At 43.8% G+C, this 22,419-nt stretch carries 23 protein-coding genes and 1 tRNA gene; 13 read left to right on the top strand and 11 right to left on the bottom strand.

Annotation, left to right across the window (positions count from 1 at the left end; translation table 11 throughout):
* Window positions 1-5: 5 nt before the first annotated feature.
* On the bottom strand, window positions 6-452 hold the full coding sequence (locus GVN20_RS28490) for a GatB/YqeY domain-containing protein (protein ID WP_114460517.1): 447 nt from the start codon (window positions 450-452) through the stop codon (window positions 6-8).
* A gap of 136 nt (window positions 453-588) precedes the next feature.
* Here GVN20_RS28490 and GVN20_RS28485 point away from each other — a divergent pair.
* The 3 genes from GVN20_RS28485 to GVN20_RS28475 all read left to right on the top strand — a co-directional run bounded on the left by GVN20_RS28485 (window position 589) and on the right by GVN20_RS28475 (window position 2,541).
* A tRNA-His gene (locus tag GVN20_RS28485) sits at window positions 589-665 on the top strand.
* Window positions 666-826: 161 nt separating this feature from the next.
* On the top strand, window positions 827-1,492 hold the full coding sequence (locus GVN20_RS28480) for a carotenoid biosynthesis protein (RefSeq protein ID WP_229599224.1): 666 nt from the start codon (window positions 827-829) through the stop codon (window positions 1,490-1,492).
* Window positions 1,493-1,665: 173 nt separating this feature from the next.
* Window positions 1,666-2,541 (top strand): MerR family transcriptional regulator, encoded by an 876-nt coding sequence (locus tag GVN20_RS28475; protein ID WP_166561600.1) that lies wholly within the window; start codon window positions 1,666-1,668, stop codon window positions 2,539-2,541.
* On the opposite strand, the gene rfaD is transcribed toward GVN20_RS28475, so the two are convergent.
* A complete protein-coding gene (gene rfaD, locus GVN20_RS28470) occupies window positions 2,538-3,503 on the bottom strand; it encodes an ADP-glyceromanno-heptose 6-epimerase (RefSeq protein ID WP_166561599.1) in 966 nt (321 codons plus the stop codon). The genes GVN20_RS28475 and rfaD overlap by 4 nt on opposite strands.
* Before the next feature lie 266 nt (window positions 3,504-3,769).
* On the opposite strand from rfaD, the gene GVN20_RS28465 reads away from it, so the two are divergent.
* Genes GVN20_RS28465 through lpxB form a run of 3 tightly spaced genes read left to right on the top strand, consistent with a single transcriptional unit; the run spans window position 3,770 to window position 7,080 of the window.
* A complete protein-coding gene (locus tag GVN20_RS28465) occupies window positions 3,770-4,189 on the top strand; it encodes a 6-carboxytetrahydropterin synthase (protein WP_166561598.1) in 420 nt (139 codons plus the stop codon).
* A gap of 42 nt (window positions 4,190-4,231) precedes the next feature.
* Complete coding sequence (locus GVN20_RS28460) at window positions 4,232-5,965, top strand: hypothetical protein (protein ID WP_166561597.1); 1,734 nt, start codon at window positions 4,232-4,234, stop codon at window positions 5,963-5,965.
* Window positions 5,962-7,080 carry a lipid-A-disaccharide synthase gene (lpxB, locus tag GVN20_RS28455; protein WP_166561596.1) on the top strand — a complete coding sequence of 373 codons (1,119 nt, stop codon included), beginning with the start codon at window positions 5,962-5,964 and terminating at the stop codon, window positions 7,078-7,080. The genes GVN20_RS28460 and lpxB overlap by 4 nt, the downstream gene beginning before the upstream one ends.
* A gap of 16 nt (window positions 7,081-7,096) precedes the next feature.
* On the opposite strand, the gene GVN20_RS28450 is transcribed toward lpxB, so the two are convergent.
* Together GVN20_RS28450 and GVN20_RS28445 are read right to left on the bottom strand one after the other, a co-directional pair.
* On the bottom strand, window positions 7,097-7,636 hold the full coding sequence (locus tag GVN20_RS28450) for a DinB family protein (protein WP_166561595.1): 540 nt from the start codon (window positions 7,634-7,636) through the stop codon (window positions 7,097-7,099).
* A 27-nt stretch (window positions 7,637-7,663) separates the two neighbouring features.
* On the bottom strand, window positions 7,664-8,218 hold the full coding sequence (locus GVN20_RS28445; protein ID WP_166561594.1) for a hypothetical protein: 555 nt from the start codon (window positions 8,216-8,218) through the stop codon (window positions 7,664-7,666).
* A gap of 379 nt (window positions 8,219-8,597) precedes the next feature.
* Between GVN20_RS28445 and GVN20_RS28440 the strand changes: the two genes are divergently transcribed.
* The 3 genes from GVN20_RS28440 to GVN20_RS28430 all read left to right on the top strand — a co-directional run bounded on the left by GVN20_RS28440 (window position 8,598) and on the right by GVN20_RS28430 (window position 10,664).
* Complete coding sequence (locus GVN20_RS28440) at window positions 8,598-9,944, top strand: APC family permease (RefSeq protein ID WP_166561593.1); 1,347 nt, start codon at window positions 8,598-8,600, stop codon at window positions 9,942-9,944.
* Window positions 9,945-10,000: 56 nt separating this feature from the next.
* Window positions 10,001-10,228, top strand: coding sequence for a hypothetical protein (locus tag GVN20_RS28435; protein WP_166561592.1), 228 nt, complete (start codon window positions 10,001-10,003; stop codon window positions 10,226-10,228).
* A gap of 160 nt (window positions 10,229-10,388) precedes the next feature.
* Window positions 10,389-10,664, top strand: coding sequence for a PIN domain-containing protein (locus GVN20_RS28430; protein ID WP_166561591.1), 276 nt, complete (start codon window positions 10,389-10,391; stop codon window positions 10,662-10,664).
* A gap of 104 nt (window positions 10,665-10,768) precedes the next feature.
* Here GVN20_RS28430 and GVN20_RS28425 read toward each other — a convergent pair whose 3' ends face one another.
* Both GVN20_RS28425 and GVN20_RS28420 read right to left on the bottom strand, forming a co-directional pair.
* Window positions 10,769-12,667, bottom strand: a complete 1,899-nt coding sequence (locus GVN20_RS28425; RefSeq protein ID WP_166561590.1) for a DNA methyltransferase — start codon at window positions 12,665-12,667, stop codon at window positions 10,769-10,771.
* 4 nt (window positions 12,668-12,671) lie between these two features.
* Window positions 12,672-15,581: a DEAD/DEAH box helicase family protein gene (locus GVN20_RS28420; protein WP_166561589.1), complete on the bottom strand. Its 2,910-nt coding sequence runs from the start codon at window positions 15,579-15,581 to the stop codon at window positions 12,672-12,674.
* Window positions 15,582-15,899: 318 nt separating this feature from the next.
* Between GVN20_RS28420 and GVN20_RS28415 the strand changes: the two genes are divergently transcribed.
* Window positions 15,900-16,124 (top strand): DUF433 domain-containing protein, encoded by a 225-nt coding sequence (locus tag GVN20_RS28415; RefSeq protein WP_166561588.1) that lies wholly within the window; start codon window positions 15,900-15,902, stop codon window positions 16,122-16,124.
* Window positions 16,121-16,462 carry a DUF5615 family PIN-like protein gene (locus GVN20_RS28410; protein WP_166561587.1) on the top strand — a complete coding sequence of 114 codons (342 nt, stop codon included), beginning with the start codon at window positions 16,121-16,123 and terminating at the stop codon, window positions 16,460-16,462. Before GVN20_RS28415 ends, GVN20_RS28410 begins: the two co-directional genes overlap by 4 nt.
* A 5-nt stretch (window positions 16,463-16,467) precedes the next feature.
* Here the strand turns inward: GVN20_RS28410 and GVN20_RS28405 are convergent, their stop codons facing one another.
* Window positions 16,468-19,002, bottom strand: a complete 2,535-nt coding sequence (locus GVN20_RS28405) for a family 20 glycosylhydrolase (RefSeq protein WP_166561586.1) — start codon at window positions 19,000-19,002, stop codon at window positions 16,468-16,470.
* Between the two features lie 145 nt (window positions 19,003-19,147).
* Here GVN20_RS28405 and GVN20_RS28400 point away from each other — a divergent pair, with 145 nt between their 5' ends.
* Window positions 19,148-19,603, top strand: coding sequence for a GNAT family N-acetyltransferase (locus GVN20_RS28400; protein WP_206023392.1), 456 nt, complete (start codon window positions 19,148-19,150; stop codon window positions 19,601-19,603).
* A gap of 69 nt (window positions 19,604-19,672) precedes the next feature.
* Here the strand turns inward: GVN20_RS28400 and GVN20_RS28395 are convergent, their stop codons facing one another.
* Together GVN20_RS28395 and GVN20_RS28390 are read right to left on the bottom strand one after the other, a co-directional pair.
* Window positions 19,673-19,834 (bottom strand): DUF1328 domain-containing protein, encoded by a 162-nt coding sequence (locus tag GVN20_RS28395; RefSeq protein WP_114460505.1) that lies wholly within the window; start codon window positions 19,832-19,834, stop codon window positions 19,673-19,675.
* Window positions 19,835-19,982: 148 nt separating this feature from the next.
* Complete coding sequence (locus tag GVN20_RS28390) at window positions 19,983-20,504, bottom strand: DinB family protein (RefSeq protein ID WP_166561585.1); 522 nt, start codon at window positions 20,502-20,504, stop codon at window positions 19,983-19,985.
* Window positions 20,505-20,664: 160 nt separating this feature from the next.
* Between GVN20_RS28390 and GVN20_RS28385 the strand changes: the two genes are divergently transcribed.
* On the top strand, window positions 20,665-21,078 hold the full coding sequence (locus GVN20_RS28385) for a hypothetical protein (protein ID WP_166561584.1): 414 nt from the start codon (window positions 20,665-20,667) through the stop codon (window positions 21,076-21,078).
* On the opposite strand, the gene GVN20_RS28380 is transcribed toward GVN20_RS28385, so the two are convergent.
* On the bottom strand, window positions 21,079-21,546 hold the full coding sequence (locus GVN20_RS28380; protein WP_114066569.1) for a nucleoside triphosphate pyrophosphohydrolase family protein: 468 nt from the start codon (window positions 21,544-21,546) through the stop codon (window positions 21,079-21,081). It abuts the gene before it with no gap.
* Between the two features lie 103 nt (window positions 21,547-21,649).
* Window positions 21,650-22,345 (bottom strand): DUF3592 domain-containing protein, encoded by a 696-nt coding sequence (locus tag GVN20_RS28375; protein WP_166561583.1) that lies wholly within the window; start codon window positions 22,343-22,345, stop codon window positions 21,650-21,652.
* Window positions 22,346-22,419 lie beyond the last annotated feature (74 nt).

Genomic DNA, 22,419 nt, shown 5'->3' with positions numbered 1-22,419 from the left:
AAAACTTAGGCCAACAAACTCTTCACTAACGTCTGCACTACCTTTCCGTCGGTTTGCCCAGCCAGCTCTTTCATAGCGAGGCCCATTACTTTGCCCATATCAGATGGCGCTTTTGCGCCTACGCGGTCAATAATTTCCTGAAGTTTGGCTTTTACCTCATCTTCGGTGAGTTGTTTTGGCAAATATTTTTCAATGACCGCAATTTCAGCGATTTCTTTTTCGAGCAAATCAGGGCGGTTTTGCTGCTCATAAATAGCGGCAGAGTCGCGGCGTTGTTTGGCGGCCTTCGTCAGTAGCTTCAATTCATCATCGGCGCTGATTCCATTGGCTCCTTCTTTGGTTTCTTCCAATAAAATTAACGACTTAATGGCCCTTAATGCCCGCAGCGTATCCTGATTTTTGTCGCGCATGGCTTGTTTGATGTCTTCGTCTATGCGTTGTTTGAGTGACATATCTATTTGTAAATTAGAATATTAGGAATTTAGTACCTTTTTTACGCACTATAATTCATTCGCAAATCTACAAAAAAACGCGGTAAGGCTTGGATTATTTAAAAGGAGTTTGCTATCTTTGCAGCCTGAAAACACGGAGGTTGTAGCTCAGTTGGTTAGAGCGTCGGATTGTGGTTCCGAAGGCCGCGGGTTCGAGCCCCGTCTTCCTCCCCAAATAAAATTTTTAAATTGTGGTTGTGAAAGCCACGGGTTCGAGTCGCAGCGGCGAACCGTCCCGTCTTCCTCCCTTCTAAAAAATCCTGGTGCGTTGTACCGGGATTTTTTGTTATGTATATTTCTAAAAACATTTTCTCCTTCTATCGGTTCAAAATGATATGTATTCTTATTTAAGCCAACTTCGCTCTCCAGCTGGCCAACGCGTTATTTTTATTGTGTTGCCACTCATGCACTTAGCCGGTTTTATCGGATTACAGTGGCCGCCAACGCAAGCGGTTTTTAAAGCACTGGTCCCTTTTCACCTGCTGAGTTCATTGGGGCTGTTGCTACTTTTTCATACCGAATGGAACAAAAATATGTTTATTTTTTGCGCAGTAGCTTACTTTGTTGGATTTACGATTGAAGCTTTGGGCGTGCACACGGGTCTTATTTTCGGTCAATACCATTATGGCGCAACCTTGGGTTGGAAATTTATCGAAATTCCCTTGGTAATCGGTGCCAATTGGCTTGTACTTATCTATTGCGCAGGAGTGGTGGCAAATACTTGGAGTCGAACCCCATTGGTCAAAACACTCCTCGCGGCAACGGTAGTGGTGGCGCTGGATGTTTCAATTGAACCCGTTGCCATCCGATTGGATTTCTGGCAGTGGACAAACAATACTGTGCCTCTACAAAATTATGTAGCTTGGTATGTTGTTGCGTTTGGCCTATTGTGGTTGTTTTACAAACTTCCATTTCACAAACAAAACCGATTGGCGGGATTATTGCTAATGTGCCAATTTGCTTTTTTTCTATCCCATAACGTTACTTATTTTATTGAATAACAACTATTTAAAAACATTTTTAAGCACAGGTAGTTCTATAGATGGCCTTAATATTTAGTACTTTAAAGACATTATTGACAACCACTATCGCCTTTTCAGTCATTATTAAAACTACTTTTTAGCTCAATTGTGGACGCAGCTATCAATCACTTTGGTAAATTTTAAAGCAGACGATGAGCAACTATTCTATCCGAGATTTAGAACAACTTTCAGGAATCAAAGCGCATACATTGCGAATTTGGGAGCAACGCTATAATATTATCCAGCCCAAACGTACGGACACCAACATCCGTATGTACGACGACCACGACCTAAAATTAGTCCTCAATATCTCGTTGCTTAAAGACCACGGGTTCAAAATATCTGAGATTTCGAAATTGCCACTTGACGAAATGGCTAAGGAAGTCATTGCCATTTCGGACAAAAAATTAAATTATCCTGACCAAATTCACGCCCTTACCATTTCAATGATTGATTTGGACGAAGAGCGTTTTGAGAAAATCATCAGTACCAATTTTTTGCAATTTGGGTTTGAGAATACGATGCTCAATATTATTTATCCTTTTTTGAGCCGTGTCGGAACCCTCTGGATGACTGGCTCAATCGGGCCTGCTCAAGAACACTTCATGAGCAACCTCATTCGCCAAAAAGTAATTGTGGCCATTGATGGGCAGGTGATTAAACACCGTCCAGACGTTAAGAAGTTTTTGTTATACTTACCAGAAGGAGAATTGCACGAAATCGGGCTGCTTTTTGCTACCTACGTGATTCGTTCGCGCAACCACAAAGTGATTTATCTGGGGCAGACGCTACCTTTCAATGAATTGGTTTTTGCCCACGAGGTACACAAACCCGATTTTATTTTCTCTATACTCACTTCAGTGCCTGCCAACGAAGAGGTACAACCCTACGTTGACAGGCTATGTAGTCAGTTTCCTGAAACTCAAATTTTATTGACGGGTTATCAAGTAGTGGGTCAGGATATTCAAACGGGCCCCAACGCCGCTATTATCAATAAAACCGAAGATTTAGTAGATTATCTTCATTAATAGTATTTATCAACCATCAAATAATTCTGAACGTAGTCTTTCACGCCTTCTTCTAGGGTGTGGAAAGGCTTTGTGTAGCCAATAGAACGGAGTTTGTTCATGTTGGCTTGGGTAAAATACTGGTATTTGTCGCGGATATCGGCGGGGGTATCCACAAAATTGATTTGGGGTTCTATGCCCATTGCCTCAAAGGTATTCGTCGCTAAGTCTACAAACGTCCGCGCTTTCCCGCTTCCCAGATTATAGATACCGGAGTTTCGACGATGGTGCATCAAAAACGAACAAACCTCTACCACGTCTTTTACGTACACAAAATCCCGCATCTGCTCTCCATCCTTAAAGTCAGGATGATGAGATTTGAACAAACGCATCTGATTGGTGTCTTTGATTTGGTGATAGGCATGAAAAATAACCGAAGCCATGCGGCCTTTGTGGTATTCATTGGGCCCGTAAACGTTGAAAAATTTCAAGCCTGCCCAGAAAAAAGGCTTTTTTTCTTGCTGTAATGCCCAATTATCAAAATCATTTTTTGACTCTCCATAAGGATTGAGCGGCTTCAATTTGGGAATCAACAGCTCATTGTCGTCGTAGCCCAATTCGCCCAAACCATACGTAGCCGCCGAAGAAGCATACACAAGCGGGATTTGATAATCAATGCACTTTTGCCAAATTTGCTGCGAATAGCGCACATTCAGTTCGTCAAAGACCGCATAATCAAATTCGGTAGTATCTGTGCGGGCTCCAATGTGAAAAATAAACTCTACTTCGTAGTAATTTTGGTCTAGCCATTCAAAAAACGACTCGCGTTCGACCCGTTCCTGAATCTTTTTTCCGTCTAAATTGGGCGATTTTTCAATCTTTGAAAAATCATCAACTGCAATTATAAAATTGAAGTTTTCTTCGTTGAGCTTACTGATAAGACAGCTTCCGACAAAGCCCGCAGCCCCCGTGACAATAATCATACTGATAGCTTATGATAAGGCGTTTAACTAGTGGGTTTCAAATGGTTGGTACAGTAAAAATACCTAGTAAAATATTTACAAAGGTAGATAATAATTCGAACAAAAAAACAGTTAAAATTCGTGGAATAAATTGTACTTTTTAAATAAAAACAACTCCTTTATAAAGAACTTTCGGAAACGAGTTTTTGGTCGTAATTTTGTCGGAAATTAATACTGAAAAGTAAAGGCGGCGGGCTACTTAGCTTACTGCATATTCTTAAATTTATATGGTGTACGTAACACGTAAAGAACATTTCAACGCAGCTCACCGGGTCTACAACCCGAGTTGGTCAGATGAAAAAAACACGGAAGTATTCGGGATTTGTGCCAATCCAAACTTTCATGGGCATAATTTTGAGCTGTTAGTGACCGTCAAAGGAAAAATCAATCCCGACACTGGTTTTGTGGTAGACATGAAATTGCTGGGCAATCTGATGAAAACCGCCGTGATTGATAAAGTGGATCACCGGAATCTCAACCTAGACGTTGATTTTATGCAGGGAATCATTCCAAGTTGTGAAAACTTTATCGTAGAAATTTGGAACATTTTGGAAAAAGGCTTAACCGAGCTCGCCCCAAATACAAAACTGCATTATCTTAAATTGATTGAAACTCCCAAAAATTTTGTGGAGTATTACGGAGAATAACGTATTGTCAATCACGCTTTTTGCCAATTTAAGCCATCCATTTTGAACAAGTCCATCCTTCCTATTTCGTTCCTGACGGCCGCTTTGGTCATTGTAGGGGTTTACTTATATTATATAAATCTTTACGCAGTCAATATTCCTATCACGGACGACTATGACTTGGTCCGGGTCAAATACATGCTATTGACCAATGATTTTTCTCTTTGGCAAAAAATACAGCTTTTGTTGGAGCCAGAAAACGACCACCGGATACTTGTGCCCCGTTCGATAGCGCTCTCCGTCTATGCCCTTAAAGGATACATTGACTACCGAACCCTCATCTGGGTTGTCAATGGCAGCCTAATGGGAATCTTGGGCTTTTGGTTGATTAGTTTTATAAAAAGAGGGTTTGTGGCGTGGTACTTTATTCCAGTATTGCTCTGGTATCTTACTCCTTTTGTTTTTGATGTAACCTTGTGGGGCATCAACGGAATGCAGCATACAACATTGAACCTATTGGTTTTTGCCACTTTTTATCTCTTGGCTTGCCATCCTGCGGCGGTTCCGACACTTTTTGCGTTTGTTTTGGCTTTTGCTGCTACGTTTACCAACGGCAATGGGTTCTTGGTTTTTCCAGCGGGCCTTACGATGCTGCTCTTGGCCAAAGAGCGCACCAAAAGTCTGTGGTGGAGCGTCGGCATGGTGGCGGCACTGTTGGCGTATTTTCTTAATTACAGCGTAGGACAAGCAACCAAAGTGACGATTTCGGGTGAGTTCATTCAAAATCTCATCGTCAGTTTTGCGGCTCTGTCGGGCGGGTGGTTGGCGGCGTTTAAAGGGGCTAATCAAGACTTTTTGCTCTGGGGTGCGTTTGGTATTGGGCTGATAACCCTACTTTCACTGGTTATTTGGCTGACGCTCAACACGCTTTTTTCGCCCCCAAAACCCGTCAAAAATAAGCCTTATTTTTGGGTGGGAGTCTTTGTGTTTTCAGTGTTAACCATCGGTATTATCGCGGTTTCGCGAGGCGGACGAGATGTGTATTCTGTATTTACCAGCCGATATAGCCTTTATCCTTTGCACCTGCTGACGCTCGTTTATGTGATGTTGTTGGTCTGGGAACCCATTTCGCGGACGTGGATTTCGGGCGTGGCCGCCGCCTTTGGGCTGACCTTTGCGGTGGCGAGTGTGTATCAATACCAAATCGACGTTGACGTTCGTCGACGTAGTCTAGTGGCCGACCATTATAACTGGCGACAACACCACAAACTCATTACGCATTTTCGGAGCGAATTGGCCGACTTTTTTACGCAACCCGCTTACAAAAAAGGCATCTATCGCTTTGCTGAATCGCCTTTAGCCTCGGCCGAGCCTTCCCTTGCCCAGCCAATAGATACCACTTCTCTCCAACCATTCCAACTGACATTGAACAGCACTTCAAAGCCCGTTGACTTTTTTGGACATCCACAAACAGTTTCGCAATTCACACTTGAAAACAACGATTGTCCTCAACCGGGATTAGGTAAAGGGAATGGGGTGTTTATTGTCCTAAAATCCCGTCAAAATACCACTTACCTGCTGCCCACGTGGCCGAGTCAGGCGGGGAGAAAGCAGTTTTTGTCCGGTGGACAACTCTATCGACCCGGTTTTAAAGTAACGCTATACAACGAGAACTTTCGACCAGACGATTATCAAATCGGCATTTTGTACTCTACCATAGAAGGCAATAAACTTCAGTATACCTCCAACGTGCTTCGGGTCGACTCCCTTCGCGCTCAACTCCTGACCCGCCCATGAAATACTACCTCATTGCGGGCGAACGCTCGGGCGACCTACACGGCAGCAACCTCATCAAAGCCATCAAACAACACGACCCCGAAGCAGAGTTTAGGGCGTGGGGCGGTGATATGATGCAGGCCGCTGGCGCAACGCTGGTGAAGCACTATGCCGAAATGGCATTTATGGGTTTTTGGGAAGTCGCCAAGAATTTGGGCACCATCTCAGGGTTTTTGAAAGCGTGCAAAGCCGACCTCCTCTCCTATCAACCCGACGTACTGATATTGATTGATTACGCAGGTTTCAACATGCGGATGGCGCGTTTTGCCCACGAAAATGGCTTCCAGACATTCTACTACATTTCTCCCAAAGTATGGGCGTGGAATCAAAACCGCGCCTTGAAACTCAAACGAGATGTTGACAAACTGTTTGTCATTTTTCCGTTTGAAAAAGCCTTCTTCAAACGTTTTGATTACGAGGTAGACTACGTCGGCAATCCACTTTTTGATGCCATTGCCGATTTTACCCCCAATCCGAATTTCTTGGTCGAAAATAAACTCGACCCTCAAAAACCCGTCATTGCGCTATTGCCCGGCAGTCGTCGGCAGGAAGTAGAGCAAATGCTGACGCTCATGACCTCTATCAAGCCTCAGTTTTCTGGGTATCAATACGTGATTGCGGGCGTCAGCAATTTACCGAATGAACTTTATCAACCCTTTGAAAAAGAAGGAATTAAACGCGTAACGGACGACGCATACAATCTACTTTCAGTAGCTACGGCGGCGCTGGTCACTTCGGGTACAGCTACCCTCGAAACAGCTCTTTTTGAAGTTCCGCAGGTAGTTTGCTATAAAACGGGGGCGCTTAGTTATTTGATTGCCAAAAACTTGATTCGTGTTCCTTACATTTCATTGGTCAATCTTGTAGCCGAGAAAGAAGCCGTAAAAGAACTGATTCAGAACGATTTGACATCACAAAATCTGGCGGAAGAACTGCGAGCAGTGCTGCCCAACGGCGCGCGCCGCGAAGCCCAACTTCAGGATTATCGACACGTAAAAGCACTTTTAGGTGAAAAAGGGGCTTCCGAAAAAACGGGGGCATTGATGGTGAAATATTTAAAAGAAGCCAAAAAATAAGATCCACGCGATTTACTTACCCTTTCAAGATTTCCTCCAATTCGGCCTGTTGCCGCAGGTGATGCTTAAAGTGCATCTCCATGTTATGATACCACTCACGGGCATTGAGCCATCCAAAAATAGGGTGGATACATTTATATTCTCCCGCATCACGTCCAACGGTTTCGATTAGTTTTTGGGCATCGAGTAGCACTTTTTCCAACAAAGGCCCATAGGCCGAACGTGTTTTTGCTACTGGTTCCGGCCCTTTCAGAGCCTCAGGAATTTTGACTTTAACGGGTGGAAAGCTATTGTATTTAAAGATATTATCTCCGTATTTGTTTTTTTCTCCGCCCAATTGACCTTTGCGCCGCTCAAGACAGCGCAGAGTATTGGCCAAAAAGAAAAAATTAGAGGTGAGCACTAAATGCTCATACATCTGCCCCAACGACCACACATCTTCAGCCGATTTATGGGTAAATTGTTCGTCAGAATAGCCGTCAAGGGCTTCCTGATAGCCTTTGATTACCGTTACCAAGCGTTCGTAAATTTCAACGGGCGAAAGTGAGGAGGTCATGGAGCAATATACAAGATTTAGCAGTAATTATGCTTTAAGGTCTTTGGGCATTTTCAAGGATTTTAACAATCCATAAATAATAATTAGCACCGTGACGACAACTGAAAACCATTTAATCATTTTGAAAATTTCGCAAAAACTCGCTACGGTCATCGACTGCTCAGGGTAGCTTTTGAGCATCGTAACGATGGTAATATTCTCTAAATAATCAAATACTAAAGAGACAAACGGAAACAAGTTGACGTAGGCAAAAGGGGCGTAGGACTTCCGATAATACAACAGAGACAAAATCACCGCAAACAAGCAAGAGTACACAATGGGGTAAACCACATCGGTGGTCATTTCAATCGTTGCGTAAAAAGCCCGCGCAGCATCCCCATATTCTTCAACCATTTGCAAGGTGCGGGAAGGAGTAAATCCAATCGTCAAATCAATGGGGCCTAGGGTTTTTCCCGACAGGTGATTCATTCGAATTTCGGCATTTTTAAGAAAGTACGCTGGAAATACAATGTACAATACCAACAACAACAACAAGGTTTTCCAATTTGAAAATTGATAAAAAAACGTTGAGAGAGCTTTCATTTAGTCGTAGGTTTTGACGGTTTAACAAAAATTGAGCATCAAAAAGAGCCAAAACTCTTTATTGGCAAGAAAAATCACAAAAACACTGTGCCAGGCTCAACTACCGACTCGGGAGCCAATTTTGACAAATAAAACGAAAAATAGCGCATATTTTCATACGATTCTTAATAATTAGGCCCTCGAATCGAAAAATACTAGGAAAAATTTCAACCAAATTTGGCCCAAAATACACCTACTGACTGTTTTTTAAACAAGTCAAATTATACCAAAAATTATGCTGATTGGCTTTTTTTTACCAATTTAGCAACCGCCGCCCAATCTCCACCTCTGCTGACAGCCTCACTGCAAACAAAGGTGTTTTGTAACCAACCTAACTTACATGCAATCTGTTGACCCACAACCTAAAAACAACCAATTACTAAAAATCCTCGGTGTAGGTTTCGGCATCGCCGTCACCATCGGTGGCACTATCGGCACGGGTATTCTGCGCAAACCTGGCCCCATCGCCAATGCCCTCGGCGACCCGTGGCTCATTATGGGTGTGTGGGTACTGGTGAGCATCTATGCACTGCTGGGTGTACTGTGTACCATTGAGTTAGGAGTTACGTTTCCCAAAGCAGGCGCTTGGTACGTTTATGCAAAACGGGCCTTTGGCGGCTACGCGGGCTTTGTGGTAGGTTTCAACAGTTGGCTGGGCACGTCTTCTGCCACGGCCTTCGGGGCCTTTACCATGAGCGAATATATCGCGCTGCTTTTGCCCCAAACAGCTGGATATGAATCTTTTATGGCAGTCGGTATTTTGTTGGCCCTTGGGCTGCTCCATTGGATTGGCCTACGCACCGCCAGCCGCGCCCAAGAAATCATGAGCGTGGCCAAAGCCGTGGGCCTTTTTGCGTTTGTCGTGATTTGTTTTGTCTACGGCGACGCCGTTACGCCCACACAAGTAGTAGAAACGACTGCCGATGCGGTGCAAAAAGGTTCTATGATTGGGGCTATTATTTTTGCGCTACAAGCCATTTTTTATACCTACGACGGTTGGCACACCGCTGCCTATTTTGCCGAAGAAGATGCCGACCCGTCCCGCAACCTGCCCAAGTCCATGCTCGGCGGGCTGGCGCTCATTGTGGCCATTTATTTACTGGTCAACGCTGCCATTCTTTACATTTTGCCCATGCCCGTATTGCAACAATCCAAACTCGCCGCCGCCGATGCCATTACATTGATTTTTGGCGAGCAATCGGGCAAAATTGTAACGTTCTTTCTCATGATTTCCATTCTAGGGATTGTCAACGCACAGGTGATGTTTAACCCCCGCGTGCTCTATTCCATGGGCCGCGATGGATTGTTTATTTCGCAAGCCACCCGCGTCAATGCTGGCGGTACGCCCAGCATTGCCATGCCGTTGTCGGTTGCGATGGCTGTTTTGTTTATCGTCAGTGGCAAGGAAGCCAGCGGCAAACTTTCCGACATCGCCACGTTTTTCTTCGTCATTGGCTATACTTCGGGCTTTGCGTCGTTGTTGTACCTCCGCAAAACTGAACCCGACATTCCACGCCCTTGGAAAGTGCCCGGCTATCCCCTCATTCCGTGGATTGTGTTGATTGCTTCGTTAGCGTTTTTGATTGGGGCAGGTTTTCAAGACCCCGGCAGTAGCGTCTATGCCCTCGGCTTTCTGATACTGAGTTATCCTTTGTATTTGGGAGTGAAATGGTGGAATAAGGAGTAAAACTATATTTTGAATCAACTTTTTTGTAATTTTGATTTAACCAAAAAATTAAAGAAATGACTTTCCTGACGTTAGAAATAGAAAATGAACAGGATACCCGCTTGATTACAGAACTCGCAGAACGTCTGCATATTAAGATAAAACAACAAGTAAGCTTGACCGACTCAGATGTGGTTTCTGAAACAGAACAACAGAACCGAATGTCTATTCTTTCGGAGTTTCGGGGCAAGTTAAAGGATTATAAGGCTTATATTCCTTCTAAATCAGAGTTTTACGAACAATGAGGGTTTTTATTGACAGCAGTATATTGATAGAATTTGAAAATGGGAGGCAGCCTGAACTTTTCGACGCCCTGCTGGCTTCAAATCATGAGTTGTTTATCAATGGAATTGTAGCAAGCGAATATCTTTATCGGCTTCTGGGAATTTTGGGTGAAAATCTCCTATGTCTGTCGCCGAAAGCGGCCAAATTCGCCAAACTCTTGATAAGCACCAAACGGCCAAATTACTTTCCGGTTTCAACTTTCTTAACATTTCAAAATCTGCTGTTATTCACGCAATTGACCTGATGAAAAACCACAATTTACTGCCAAATGATGCGTTGATCTTATCCACCTGTAAACTTACTACTATTGCTATTTTGGCTTCCTACGATTCTGATTTCAGAAAAGCTTGCCAAAAAGAAGGGATTAGGCTCATTAAGAGTGTAGAAGATTTATAATTCATTATCAAGTTTTATACCATTTTAGATTTAATTCTTTCCGCCCATCAACTAATGAAAGTTTATTTTGAGCCTGCGGGGGTTTAGGGGGGGGCTGCTTTACATCACAATAAAACTACACTTTCGTCACCCGCAATATTCCTGATTTTGAGACGCAAAGGCTTTTCAGCACTTTGAATTTTGGCATCCCAAAGTACTTTCGTTTTCTTTCCGTTGAGTACCATGTAGCCCAATTTGTCAATCTTGATTTCTGCGTTACTCTTCCATGTACCGTCCGTATTTGTACAGTCTAAACTCACCCACTCAATCAACTCTAACCCATTTTCGCTGATTTCAATTGGTTTAAATTTGCTTTTGGGCTTAGTAGTTTCCTCTTCGTCAATTGCCGTTACAATGTCCTTTTGAGATTTTCCCAATTTACGTTTTTCATTGTATTCGCTTATCTTTTGCGTGAGGCGGTCGCTGATAAATTGGGTTATTTCCACTTCAAAGCCCTCTCCCGTTTCTGTCAGTTCATAGCTTACAATATCGTCAATGACCACTTCCGAAAGCAATTCTTTTAAATCCCGAAGGTCTACCTCAATAGTGGTAGGATTGTGGTTTTTGATGAATTTTTCAATTTCCTGTGAGTCGGTAATGTCCACGTAATACACCACTACGCGCTTAATGTCGGTATCTAAATCAGGCATAGCTTCGTTGAGAATACGATTCATCAACGGAATATCCAATACTTTGCTGTTGTGATCGAGTAAGTTAGGTACATAAACGGGCATTTTACCGTATTTGCTATCGCTGATGGCCCCCTCCCAAAAACTATCAAGTGCATCTTCATTGCGCAATCCTGTGATAAGGCTTTTGAGTTTATCCATCGTTTGTTGGGGATTACGGTAGAGCGACACACCATCTTTCACCTCCAACACATCGAAGTTTGCGCCCAATGCCAGCAGTCTATCACGCGTGGTTTGAATGCTGTTAATGCCTACATCTACGTGGATGAAATTGCGTCCCAATTTATGCGCAACCGCCGCCGTAACACCACTGCCTCCGAAAAAATCAGCAACAACCATCCCATCGTTGCTACTTGCTTTGATGATGCGCTCCAATAATGCTTCGGGTTTCTGAGTTGAATAATCAGCATTTTCATTTGCATTACCTACGACCATGGGAATGTACCAATAATCTTCTGGTATTTTCCCTTCTTCATGTGTAACTCTCTCTGTACTATTACCAGAATATTTACTACCACCTGACCCGTATTTATTTCTCTCTTTTGTTTTTTCGGAGTATTCAATCCTTACAGAATTCATATTGGCAGACAAGCCTTCGTCCTTATTTTTTGCGTACCAAAATAAAGTATCATGAAGTTTAGTAAAATGTTTTTGATTACTAACCGAGGGTCTTGAATAGCACCAAACGATTTCATTAACAAAGTTATCCTCACCAAATATCTCATCCATCAAAATTTTCACATAGTGCCCAATATGCCAATCCAGATGCACGTAAATTGAAGCCGTTTCACTCATTACCGATTTAATCGCCAAGAGATTTTCGTACATCCAATTGAGGTAATCTTCTTTGTTCCAGATGTCACCGTACATTTTTTCCTCAAAGGCACGCAGTTCGTCCAAATCCAGTTCTTCCTCAGCTTTTTGAATCATATCGGCTACGTGCGGATTTCGCCGAAGATAGACCTTTTTGGCGTAGTCGGCCCCCGACGCAAAAGGAGGGTCAATATAGACCAAATCTATCTTAGTGTTTTGGGATTTAAGGTACGCACAGGCACTTAGACACTCACCACGGAGGAGAACCCCACTCGTAGCTTTGTCAGACGTACCAACCGTTTCTAACTTTTCTACTTCATAGAGCGGTAAACCTCGTTTGATGCGGTCGGTCACGCGGTCGTTGTCGCGGTAGCGCAGCAGGCGAGCCGTACGGGTAAAATTATCCAGAATGGCCTGACCTTCAATCGTATTGGGGAAATAGGGAATATAGCTAATCGGCATGAGTTCAATGGAAAAATGTATTCAATTTTTGATTCAATTTATCTTCGTATTGGCGGTCGTCGTCTTGTAAATACAGAAAGTCGAAGCGTTCATAGCCAAACTTTTGATTGTTTTCACGCACAAAATGATTGTTCATGAAACGTTTTTTAGCTTCAAATGCCGTTTTGTACCCTTCTCCTTTGGTTTCGACGATAAGTACTTTTTCAATGGATTGGTCGGATTTTCGGCGCAGTATCAGAAAATCGGGCGTGTAGTAACCGAGGCGCTTCCAAGTATCGGGTAGTTGTTCATAACATTCAATTTCAAAACGCGTAAGCCCCCGTTCACCGTTGTAGTAAATCTCAATGGGTTTATCCTGAAAACTGCTCATTTGCAGCGTTCTTTCTAAAAACAACTTCTCAAAACCACTCTGTTCAAAATTGTAAGGTAAGTAATGAAACGTACGATTTTTGACTTTCACGGGTAACGGAAGCGATTCATTTTGAGGGATTTGCGCCATCGAAAACAAATCAGCATTACCCATTTGCACCATCATTTCTTTGATTTTAGCATTCATTTCAGCAACTTGTCTTTCAAGCTGGGCAGGGTCGGTATTCTTCTCATCAAAGTCCTTGATTTTCTGCGTAATTGATTCATCAGGATAGAGTTTGTCATTTTTTTCGACGGCTCGCAGTTTGTCTATCAGAAGCAACTCTACCTCTTTTTCTATGGTTTCAATATCTGTTTGTAATGTTCTTTTGGGCGCAAAAACCAATCGAATCTGAGCGTTGATTTTTCCGATGGGGTACAGTTCATTGAAAAACCGTTGCCCGTATTTGAGGTAAGTTATTTTCTCAAAAATACTCAGCAAATCCGATTTGAAAGGCGTTAAATCGTTAACCTGCAATGTGTTACAGCTCCCTTTTACAATCTCTAATAGCCACGTTTGAAAATGGGCACTGAACTGCCCCGTTTCGGTCAAAAACGTTTTAGATTGAGTTTCGATATGATAAGTATTGCCATCATCGAGAATGGTAGCGGTTTCGGTAAAAGTCGAGCTTTTCCAATTCTCTAAGTTTTGATAAATGTCCGTTAATGAAACCTTTACATCCCGACTTTTTTCTTCAACGACGGTGTTGTATTTGACTTGAAGTTGATAAAAATCCACTTTAGGAAGATTGAGGTGGTTGAGTCGAGAACTGCGTTCAACCATCACCGCTTTAGTGCTTTGCTTCCCTAAACTGTTGATTTCCTGAATACTGGTTTGTTGCTCTTCGCGCAATTGCTCATTAAGCGTAGTCGCATTTTCCTGATTAAGCCAAATTAGGGCCGTTTCCTTGGCATTTTTATCTACTTGACGCAAGCAACGGCAAGCCGTTTGTAACACCATATTTTTGGGACAATCACCCGTTTGGGCCAAAATCACCCCCGTCAAACTGCGGCAATCCCAGCCTTCTTTTCCAATTTGGACGAGTAATACAATTTTCTTTTTGGAAATGGGTAAATCAAGCGACAAATAGTCTAACTCGGCCCCCTGTTCAATCTTAAATTCTTTGTTTCCGCCGTGGTATTTAAGAATTTCGCTCTGGGGTATCCCCAAAGTCCATACTAAGTAAGGATAAATGACGGTTTCAAGGCGCGGAATACTGCTGCAATAAATAGCCAATTTAGCGGTTGTGCCGTTGGCGTACACTTTCTGACCATACTGTTCATAGAACATTTTTACACCCTCGTCCAGAATCTGCAACGGTTGTTGTCTGCCTCCGCCAATTTTAATATCAGGCTTTTTGAGGAATCGTTGAATAGCCGTCACCAACCGATAATAATAAACCGTATTAGTGATTTGCGAAAAACGAATCTGTAAGCCTCCGCCAACATTAATACGCTCAGGAGTAGGCAGGTAAGGAGTTCCCGAATAACCAAGAACCGATGTAACAGTCCCATTTCGATTCCACTTCGCTACGACCTGTCTTAGTTTAATATCATCGCTGGCGGCATGGTGCACTTCATCAATGTGAATCGAAAGATTGGGTATTCTACCAATCAAGTTGCGCAACTCATTGGCCGACTTGTCTTTTTCATCTTCGGTTCTCTCAATTACTTCCAACTGGTTTTTGATTTCTAAGCGGTCAAGGATTATTTTTTCGGCATTGACCACCAAAATCAACCCCATCAAATCGGGCGTATTTACGTATTGGTTTACCTTTTGAGCATTTGGGTTTTGGACTTTATTGCTCTTTTTGGCGGTTTTAGGTTGGTCGAGTACTTCAAATCGAATGAGTCTTTTAAGATTGGAAGCGGCAGGTTCGGGAATCACCCAAGCGGGGTCAAAACGCTCAATTGATTTGAGACTTGGAATGATAGAAGTTTTTAATCCCGAAGGAATCAAAATCAGAAAGTTATGAGCAAAGTGTGGATTTTGAGGTTCATTTTGGGCAAAATACAAGTCCAGATAAATAAACGCTGCCATCAAAAATGTTTTACCTGCGCCCATCGGAAGGCTAAACAAATAGTCGGTGTAATCAACTCCGTAGAAAAAATCTTTGATGACTTGGGCATAGTCTATGTCCTCTGGGTGCAATTCGATGGCCTTTTTGACTTCGGGCAGTTGCAGCGTACCGTTCCTGTCAATCTTTTGAATGGAAAAAGAATAGAGTGCCTTGGCAATATCATTGCTATTGAGATAATTGCGAACTTTAGTACTGAGAGGAAGTTGCTCCAAATCAACCGGTTCACTAAAAAAACCTTCCGTAAACAATTGCCAGAGCGGTTTGTTTTGGCCTTTAATTTTCAGAAAAAGGTAAGTTTCAATGGCTTCCGTTTGCGTGTCGCGCAATTCTCCTTTCGTTCGGATATACTGTACTAAATCCTTTACACCGCAGTCATTGGATTTAAGCCATTCTTTCTTTTTTTGGAATATAATTTGGTGAAGCATTTGGGCGGTCTTGAGGTCAAAAGAAAAAGCGTGGAACGCTGCCGTTACTCGTCTCTGAGGGGGTCGAAGCCCTGCAAACAAAGTAAGACAACGCCCACGCAGACCGCGCGAGCGTTGAGCTTTACTTTCCCTGTTTGCTTTGAATTTTCGACCTTTCAGAGACAGGATTATTAAGCTAAACGCTATAAATCAATATGTTGAAATTAGAATTGGCTTGTTTCGATAGGAATTGAGGTTTTGTTTGGGTCAAAAATAGTAAAAAGTGAGTGTATGCGCTATTTTTGTTATTTTTGATTCACGATAATAATGATATGAGCCATGGTTATTTACAAAAACATCATAACGGTTGAAACTGGTAAACGAGGAGGCAAGCCTTGCATACGCGGAATGCGTATTACGGTAGAGGATATTTTACGTTGGTTGGCTTCGGATATGTCATTTGATGATATTTTAATGGACTTTCCCGAATTAACCCGAGAAGACCTAACTGTAGCACTCGAATTTAGTGCTAATCGTCAGCACCGAACTTTAATCGCCGCATGAAAGTATTAATTGACCAAAATATCTCTTATCGAATCGTACCTCGTTTAGCTCACCTATTTGAAGAATTAGTACACATTAAATCTCTTGGTTGGATTGATTGGAACGATTACGATATTTTCATAAATGCTCGTCAGCAAGGATATACGGCGGTCATTACCCTTGATGAAGATTTTAATATCCTCCTCTTAGAGCATGGGATGCCCCCCAAAATTATTTGGCTAAAAACAGGAAACTGCTCTACGCAAGTCCTCTCCGAAATTATTATCAGCAAGATAGAAATCATCAACTCTTTTTTAGAAGATAATGATGACTTCGACTGCCTTGAGATTTATAAATAGCATTTCTACGGATTCACCTCCACCGTTCTTCCACCCCGACCAGCACCATTGAACACCCTAAATTTCATACCTTTACTCACCGAGATAGGCTGCGAATATACCGTGCTATTGACCGTCGGTTCTGTACCATCGGTCGTATATCGGATGGTTAATCCGGGCAATTGGACGTTAGCCTGCACTTGATTTCCTTCCACTACGGCACCCGCCGTTGGCAAGCGATAAGCATAACCGCCCGCAAACGAATCGAGACGCGGCAACTCACGTTTGCCCAGTTGATTGGCAAAAACCGACCACGCTTTTTGATAGGCTTTTTCATCATTCGTTTCCGCCCAAGCGGGCGACGGTGCCCAGGCGCGTTCGGCCATTCCCATGAGTTTTGGCAACATCATGTAGTCCATTCGTTCGGGAGAATTGACCGTTTCGCTCCAAAGAAGTCCCTGAATACCCACAATATTTTGTTTTCCGTAATCGGTGAGTCGCTCTTTTCCGTTGAAAATTGAACGGTCGAGGGGATTGCCCAGCCGGTCTTCTTTGGAATTTTTGAAATAATCGTAAGGAATGAACGAAAACGGTTTGTCAACGTCGGTATATGCCCCCCAATAGTACCCTGGTTCGTCAAAAGATTTGTAATATGACATGTCGAAATACAGGTGCGTCACGCATGATAGCACCACTTTGTAGCCCGCATTGGCCAGTCGGTACGCCAAGTCTTCGGCACCCCAGCCCAGTACGTTGTTCCACACATCCACCTGCATGTCTTGGCCCACAAAATCAGGATTGGGAATGATGTGGCTCTTGCCGTCGAGGAGCGTTTTTCGCATGGCAATTTCTTCCCAACCATACAAAAATAAGCCTCGTTTTTGGACCAAATCATTGATTTTTCCGTAGAAATAATACCAAAGGTCGTCGGTTGTTTTCAGTTCTGGATTTTGTTGACGGAGCTTTTCGACCGCAGGAGAGCTGGTCCAAACTCCCGTTGGAACTTCGTCGCCGCCGTAGTGAATGGTTTCGAGTGGCGCGCCTGCTTCGCGGTACATCGCCAAAATATCATCGGTGACGGTTTCCAAAAAACGATAGGCCGAAGGCAACGCCACGTTGATGACATTGTCGTTGTACATCTGCACCGAGCGGTACACCGAGCGGTCGGCTGGGTCGTGCAAGAGGTATTTTTCGGCTTCCACTTTGCGGCCTTCGGCGAGTTTGGTCACGTACCGCGCTTCCATCGCCTTGATGGCCGCCCGGGCGTGGCCTGGTGCTTCTATTTCGGGAATAACTTTGATATGACGCGCGGTGGCGTAGCGTAAAATATCAACAAACTCTAATCGACTGTAGTATCCAGTGCCCGCGTTGGCGGTTGGGTCGGGGCCAGAGCCATAGGCAGGAGGGAGATTTTTAAGTGGAGTATTGGAGTGCGCACGCGTGGCTCCTACCTGAGTCAATTCGGGCAGCGAAGGCATTTCCAAGCGCCAGCCTTCATCGTCTGAAAAATGCAAATGCAACACGTTGAGTTTATAAAAACCCATCAAATCAAGCAGTTTTAAAAGCTGCTTTTTGGAATGAAAATTACGGGCAATATCTAACATAATGGCCCGATGCCCAAAACGGGGTTGATCGTTTACTTCAACACCCGCTACGGTTAAGCTCGCCTGCGTTTTTCCCCATGACGTAGGAGGCAATAAGGCAATCAATGACTGCATTCCGTAAAAAGCCCCCGCCCGGTCGGTGGCGGCAATCTCAGCCCCTTTTTCGTTGACAATCAACCGATACGCTTCTTTTGCGAGGCTGCTATCTACCCGAAAAACAATGGCAGCTTCGGTCTTTTGCGTGCTTGAAACCAAAGGTTTTCCGAGCATTGAACTCAACTGGGCCGCCAAAAAAGAGGCTTCTTCTTTGAAATCGGCGGGAGCAAACAGCTTAGTTTCGGGGGTGATTACCAAGGAAGCTCCCGTTTCGCGATAGTGTTGGGGAGTTGGGAGGATTTTAGGGATTTCTTTTTCGGGAATATCCTGAATGGATTTATTTTGGGCAAAGGTCATGGCGGGCGTAATAAGCCCCAATTTATCTCCCGCAAACCGCTGATATTGACGCGGTTGGGTGGAAGGTTTTATGGTATAATCAGTCAGTGAATAGCCTTTTTCGGGTTGTTGGTCCCACACCCAATATAGGCCAGCGGGGCCATCAGTAAAATTGACCACCCATGCTTCAGAGATAAAATTGACCTGCACTGAAGCCCCCGGTTTAAGTCCCTGAAAATTGGCGGTGGGCACCAATTGAAACAAATCTCCGTTGATGTGCCGCACTTTCAAGTCGGTCGATAACGTCGTATCTACTTTGCGAACAAAATTGAAATACATCGTCCAACCGTTTTTGGGAAGCGGTTTTTTACCCGTATTGGTAATGGTAAAAGCGGTAAGCGAAGCCGATTTCCCTTGGTGGTTGTTTTCAATGATTTCCCAACTGATTTTTAACGGAGGAGCGGTTAGTTGCGCCCACAAAGCGGTAGAAATCAATAAAAGCGTCGGTAGAAAGTAACGAATCATTTGGAATGGAGCAGTTAGAAACGGAATACGATACGTTGGTGAAACGCAAAAGTAAATGAACATTGCTGTTTTTTAACAAATCATTTTGTAAAAAACCAAACCTATCTCCATTTTGCAGTTAATTTCACTTCAGCCGACAATACCTATGAACAGCCCTAAAAACCAGCTGCTTCTTGAGCCCGTTTTTCCGTCCGATTATCCCGAAGTTACTGAGGTTTGGGAGGCATCAGTGCGGGCAACTCATCAATTTCTGCCCGAGGAAGATATTCTTTATTTCAAACCGTTGATTCTGAATGAGTACCTAAAAGCCGTGGATTTGGTCTGCACCAAAGACGCAACGGGGCGGATACTGGGCTTTATGGGTGTCCATGGCGATAGCCTTGAAATGCTTTTTATCCATCCCGACGCGCGCGGCAAGGGCATCGGAGCGCAATTTGTACACCACGCCATTCATCAATTAAACGTACGAAAAGTAGATGTCAATGAGCAAAACCCACAAGCATTAGGGTTTTATGAACACATGGGTTTTGTGGTTGTAAGTCGTTCGGAACTTGATGGCTTAGGCAAACCTTACCCGATTTTACACATGGAACTGAAATAGAAAATTTGTGTAAAAAAAGAGGCCAAAAACGATTCGTTTCTGGCCTGTGATGCATTAGCGGGCGTTTATTTATATTTTGCTTCGTCCGGCAATTAAACTCAACAAAAACAACACAATCGCAATGTAGAATACAATTTTGGCCAAACCCGCAGCGCTTGCTGCAATACCGCCAAATCCTAAAACAGCCGCAATAAGGGCAACAACTAACAAAATTACAGTCCAGCGTATCATAGTAGTAAGGTCGTTTTGAAGTTAGAATTGTTATTAAACTACCCTATTTCTTAAAATGCTATGACCAGCCCTATTTTGGGGAATATTCCCTGTTTATTGCCGAAAATTCGCTTATTTCACAAAAAAACGTAGAAAAAATTCTACACTTCTACTCATACCCTGTACGTACTATCGCCACCGTTACCAACAATTGCCCCACATGCCGTTGGGTATGCTCCGCCGCGTGAAAAAGCAACCCCAACACGGTCGAGGGGATTTGGGCGCGCCCAACACCCCGAATTTCGGTCAGGGTTTCAGGATTTGTACGTTGAATTTGTGTCAATGCCTGCTCTATTTGTTGACTAAACAATTGAAACAACGCCTCGAACGATTCCAGATTCTCCTGCGGTTTGCCTTCGTTGGCGAGCCATTGCAACTGCGCAGCGTTCAGGGGTTCAGCCCGGGCGTAGGTAAAAAGTCGATCGAGTACCCCCGTCAAGTGTTGCAAGTGAAACCCCACCGAAGCGACTCCTGCGGGGCGTTCCCAGAGTTTATTTTCGGGAAAATCTTTGGCTAACGCCTGCACTTCTTCGCGCGCCTGCAATAGCGCATGGGCTACTGGTTGTAGCAAAGCAGGAATTTCAGGCAGCGGCCCCCTCAGCCACACTTCACGGGTTTCAATGGTCGTCATAGAAATTGTATTTTAAATACTATAGCCCACAACAGATAACTCATCTACTGTTCAGTTTTTTAAGCTGACAAATATCACCTCACTCTTCGTAGAAGGTCATTCTGCAATAATTTTCTAACGGCAATCTTTAAATTACTGTTTACAAAAACCCTTTATTGCCATGACAAAAGCACTCAGATTTACGGCTATTTTGCTACTGCTGTTCAATGGCATTGGTGCGCTCTATGGCGGTGGCCTGCTTATTATTGACCCTACGGGCGGCAAACTTCAACTTCCGTTAAGCTACCTCCAGCACGCTCCGTTCAAAGATTATCTCATTCCAGGTATTGTACTTTTCGTAGGCAACGGTGTTTTGAGCTGTATTGTCGGTTTCTTAACATTTACCCATCATAAACGCTATGCTCACTTCATCATTTTGCAGGGAGGAATTCTCACCGGTTGGATTCTCATACAGGTGTTGATGGTCCAAACGGTTTATCAGTTACACTATGTTATGGGGGCCGTTGGTCTAGCCCTCATCGGAATAGGCAGCCTCATATTTATAAAAGATACCTCAAAACAGCCGCTTCGATAATTAAGCCTCTACAATGCTTTCCAGGTCAGCGGGAGAATAAAAAATGGACTTCAGGGTTTTGTTGTCGGCGGTTCGGTACACGAGGTATTTTCCGCTGTCTTCTTTATAATAACATTCCGTTCCTTTGGCCTCAAAATGCTTAACGGTGGCTTCGGCTTCTTCGATAGTATTGCAGGCTTTGCTCATGTTTGAGCGTTGCACTTCGTCAAACAGCGCTTTGAACTTACTACCTAATCCAAACTCCAACACCGCCCCCGACAACACGTACTGAATATCGGCTAAGGCATCGGCCACGCCCACGATGTCTTTCTCCAAAATCGCCACTTCGAGCTCTTTCAGTTCTTCCGCAATCAGCGCCACACGTAGGTTACAGCGATCTTGGGACGGAATTTGGGGGGTATCTAAAATGGGGTGTTTGAAAGTGCGGTGAAACTCAGCAACTTGATTGAGGCAGTCTAATTGTTCCATTGAATGTAAGGTTATCCTTTTGATAAATGAGGCTCAAAACTACAAAAAAACGCGGAGAAGCCCCTCCGCGTCCGTCAATAACGTCCTAGTTGATTTCCCAAAATCAATTTCCCTGTTTTGGCAAAAAAGAAGTGTCTACCTCGTACACGCCATAATCTTTGGGAGAAACACGCACCGTCACTTTTTGCCCGGGCGACATAAAAGGCGCAGGATTGAACCAAATATTATCACTTTCGTAGCTATACACCTTTTGGGACTGTGGTTCAAAATATTGAGCAATAATCATCCAAGGATGTTTTCCGCCTACCGAAAGGGATGTATTGTACCTAACATCCACCACGTCGGCCATGATAATTTGACCATGTAGGCGCAACCAATCATTTAGGCGTTTGCGGCGCCAGCGCCAGATAAATCCACCATACCCTATTGCCCCAAAAACAAGCCCCATTCCGCCAAAAATACCCGGTAAAAGCCACGAGTCAAGGCCCGAAAGCACGACTTCGTCGGGGTCATTGGGCAAATACCACAAGGTTACATTTTCCCCCTCATCGTAAGACGGGGGGCTTGAGTACGTTGACGAATAGTACGTCCGACTCTCGCCCGATTGCGTCATGAACGAGATAACAGGCGCCCTTCCTCCTTTTGACGAACTGCTGAAGGAGACGACCGTCCCCGTGGTTTTGATTCCGTTCCGTTTGATTGTCTGATCGGCGCTCCAAGAAAAAAAGCCAATGGCACAGAAGAGCGTCCCGACGGCTGCAAATATGGCAAAGAAAATACCGAAAAAATTATTCTTCATCTGTGTATGAGTTAACAAACAATGCGCTGTTTATCAGCGCTATTCTCAACAAAACTAAAAACTAATTTTTATAC

The sequence above is a fragment of the Runella sp. CRIBMP genome (assembly GCF_009905605.1).
In the GTDB taxonomy this organism is placed as follows: domain Bacteria; phylum Bacteroidota; class Bacteroidia; order Cytophagales; family Spirosomataceae; genus Runella.
The sequence above is the reverse complement of the archived record's forward strand: the minus strand, read 5'-3'. Positions and strand labels throughout refer to the sequence as shown.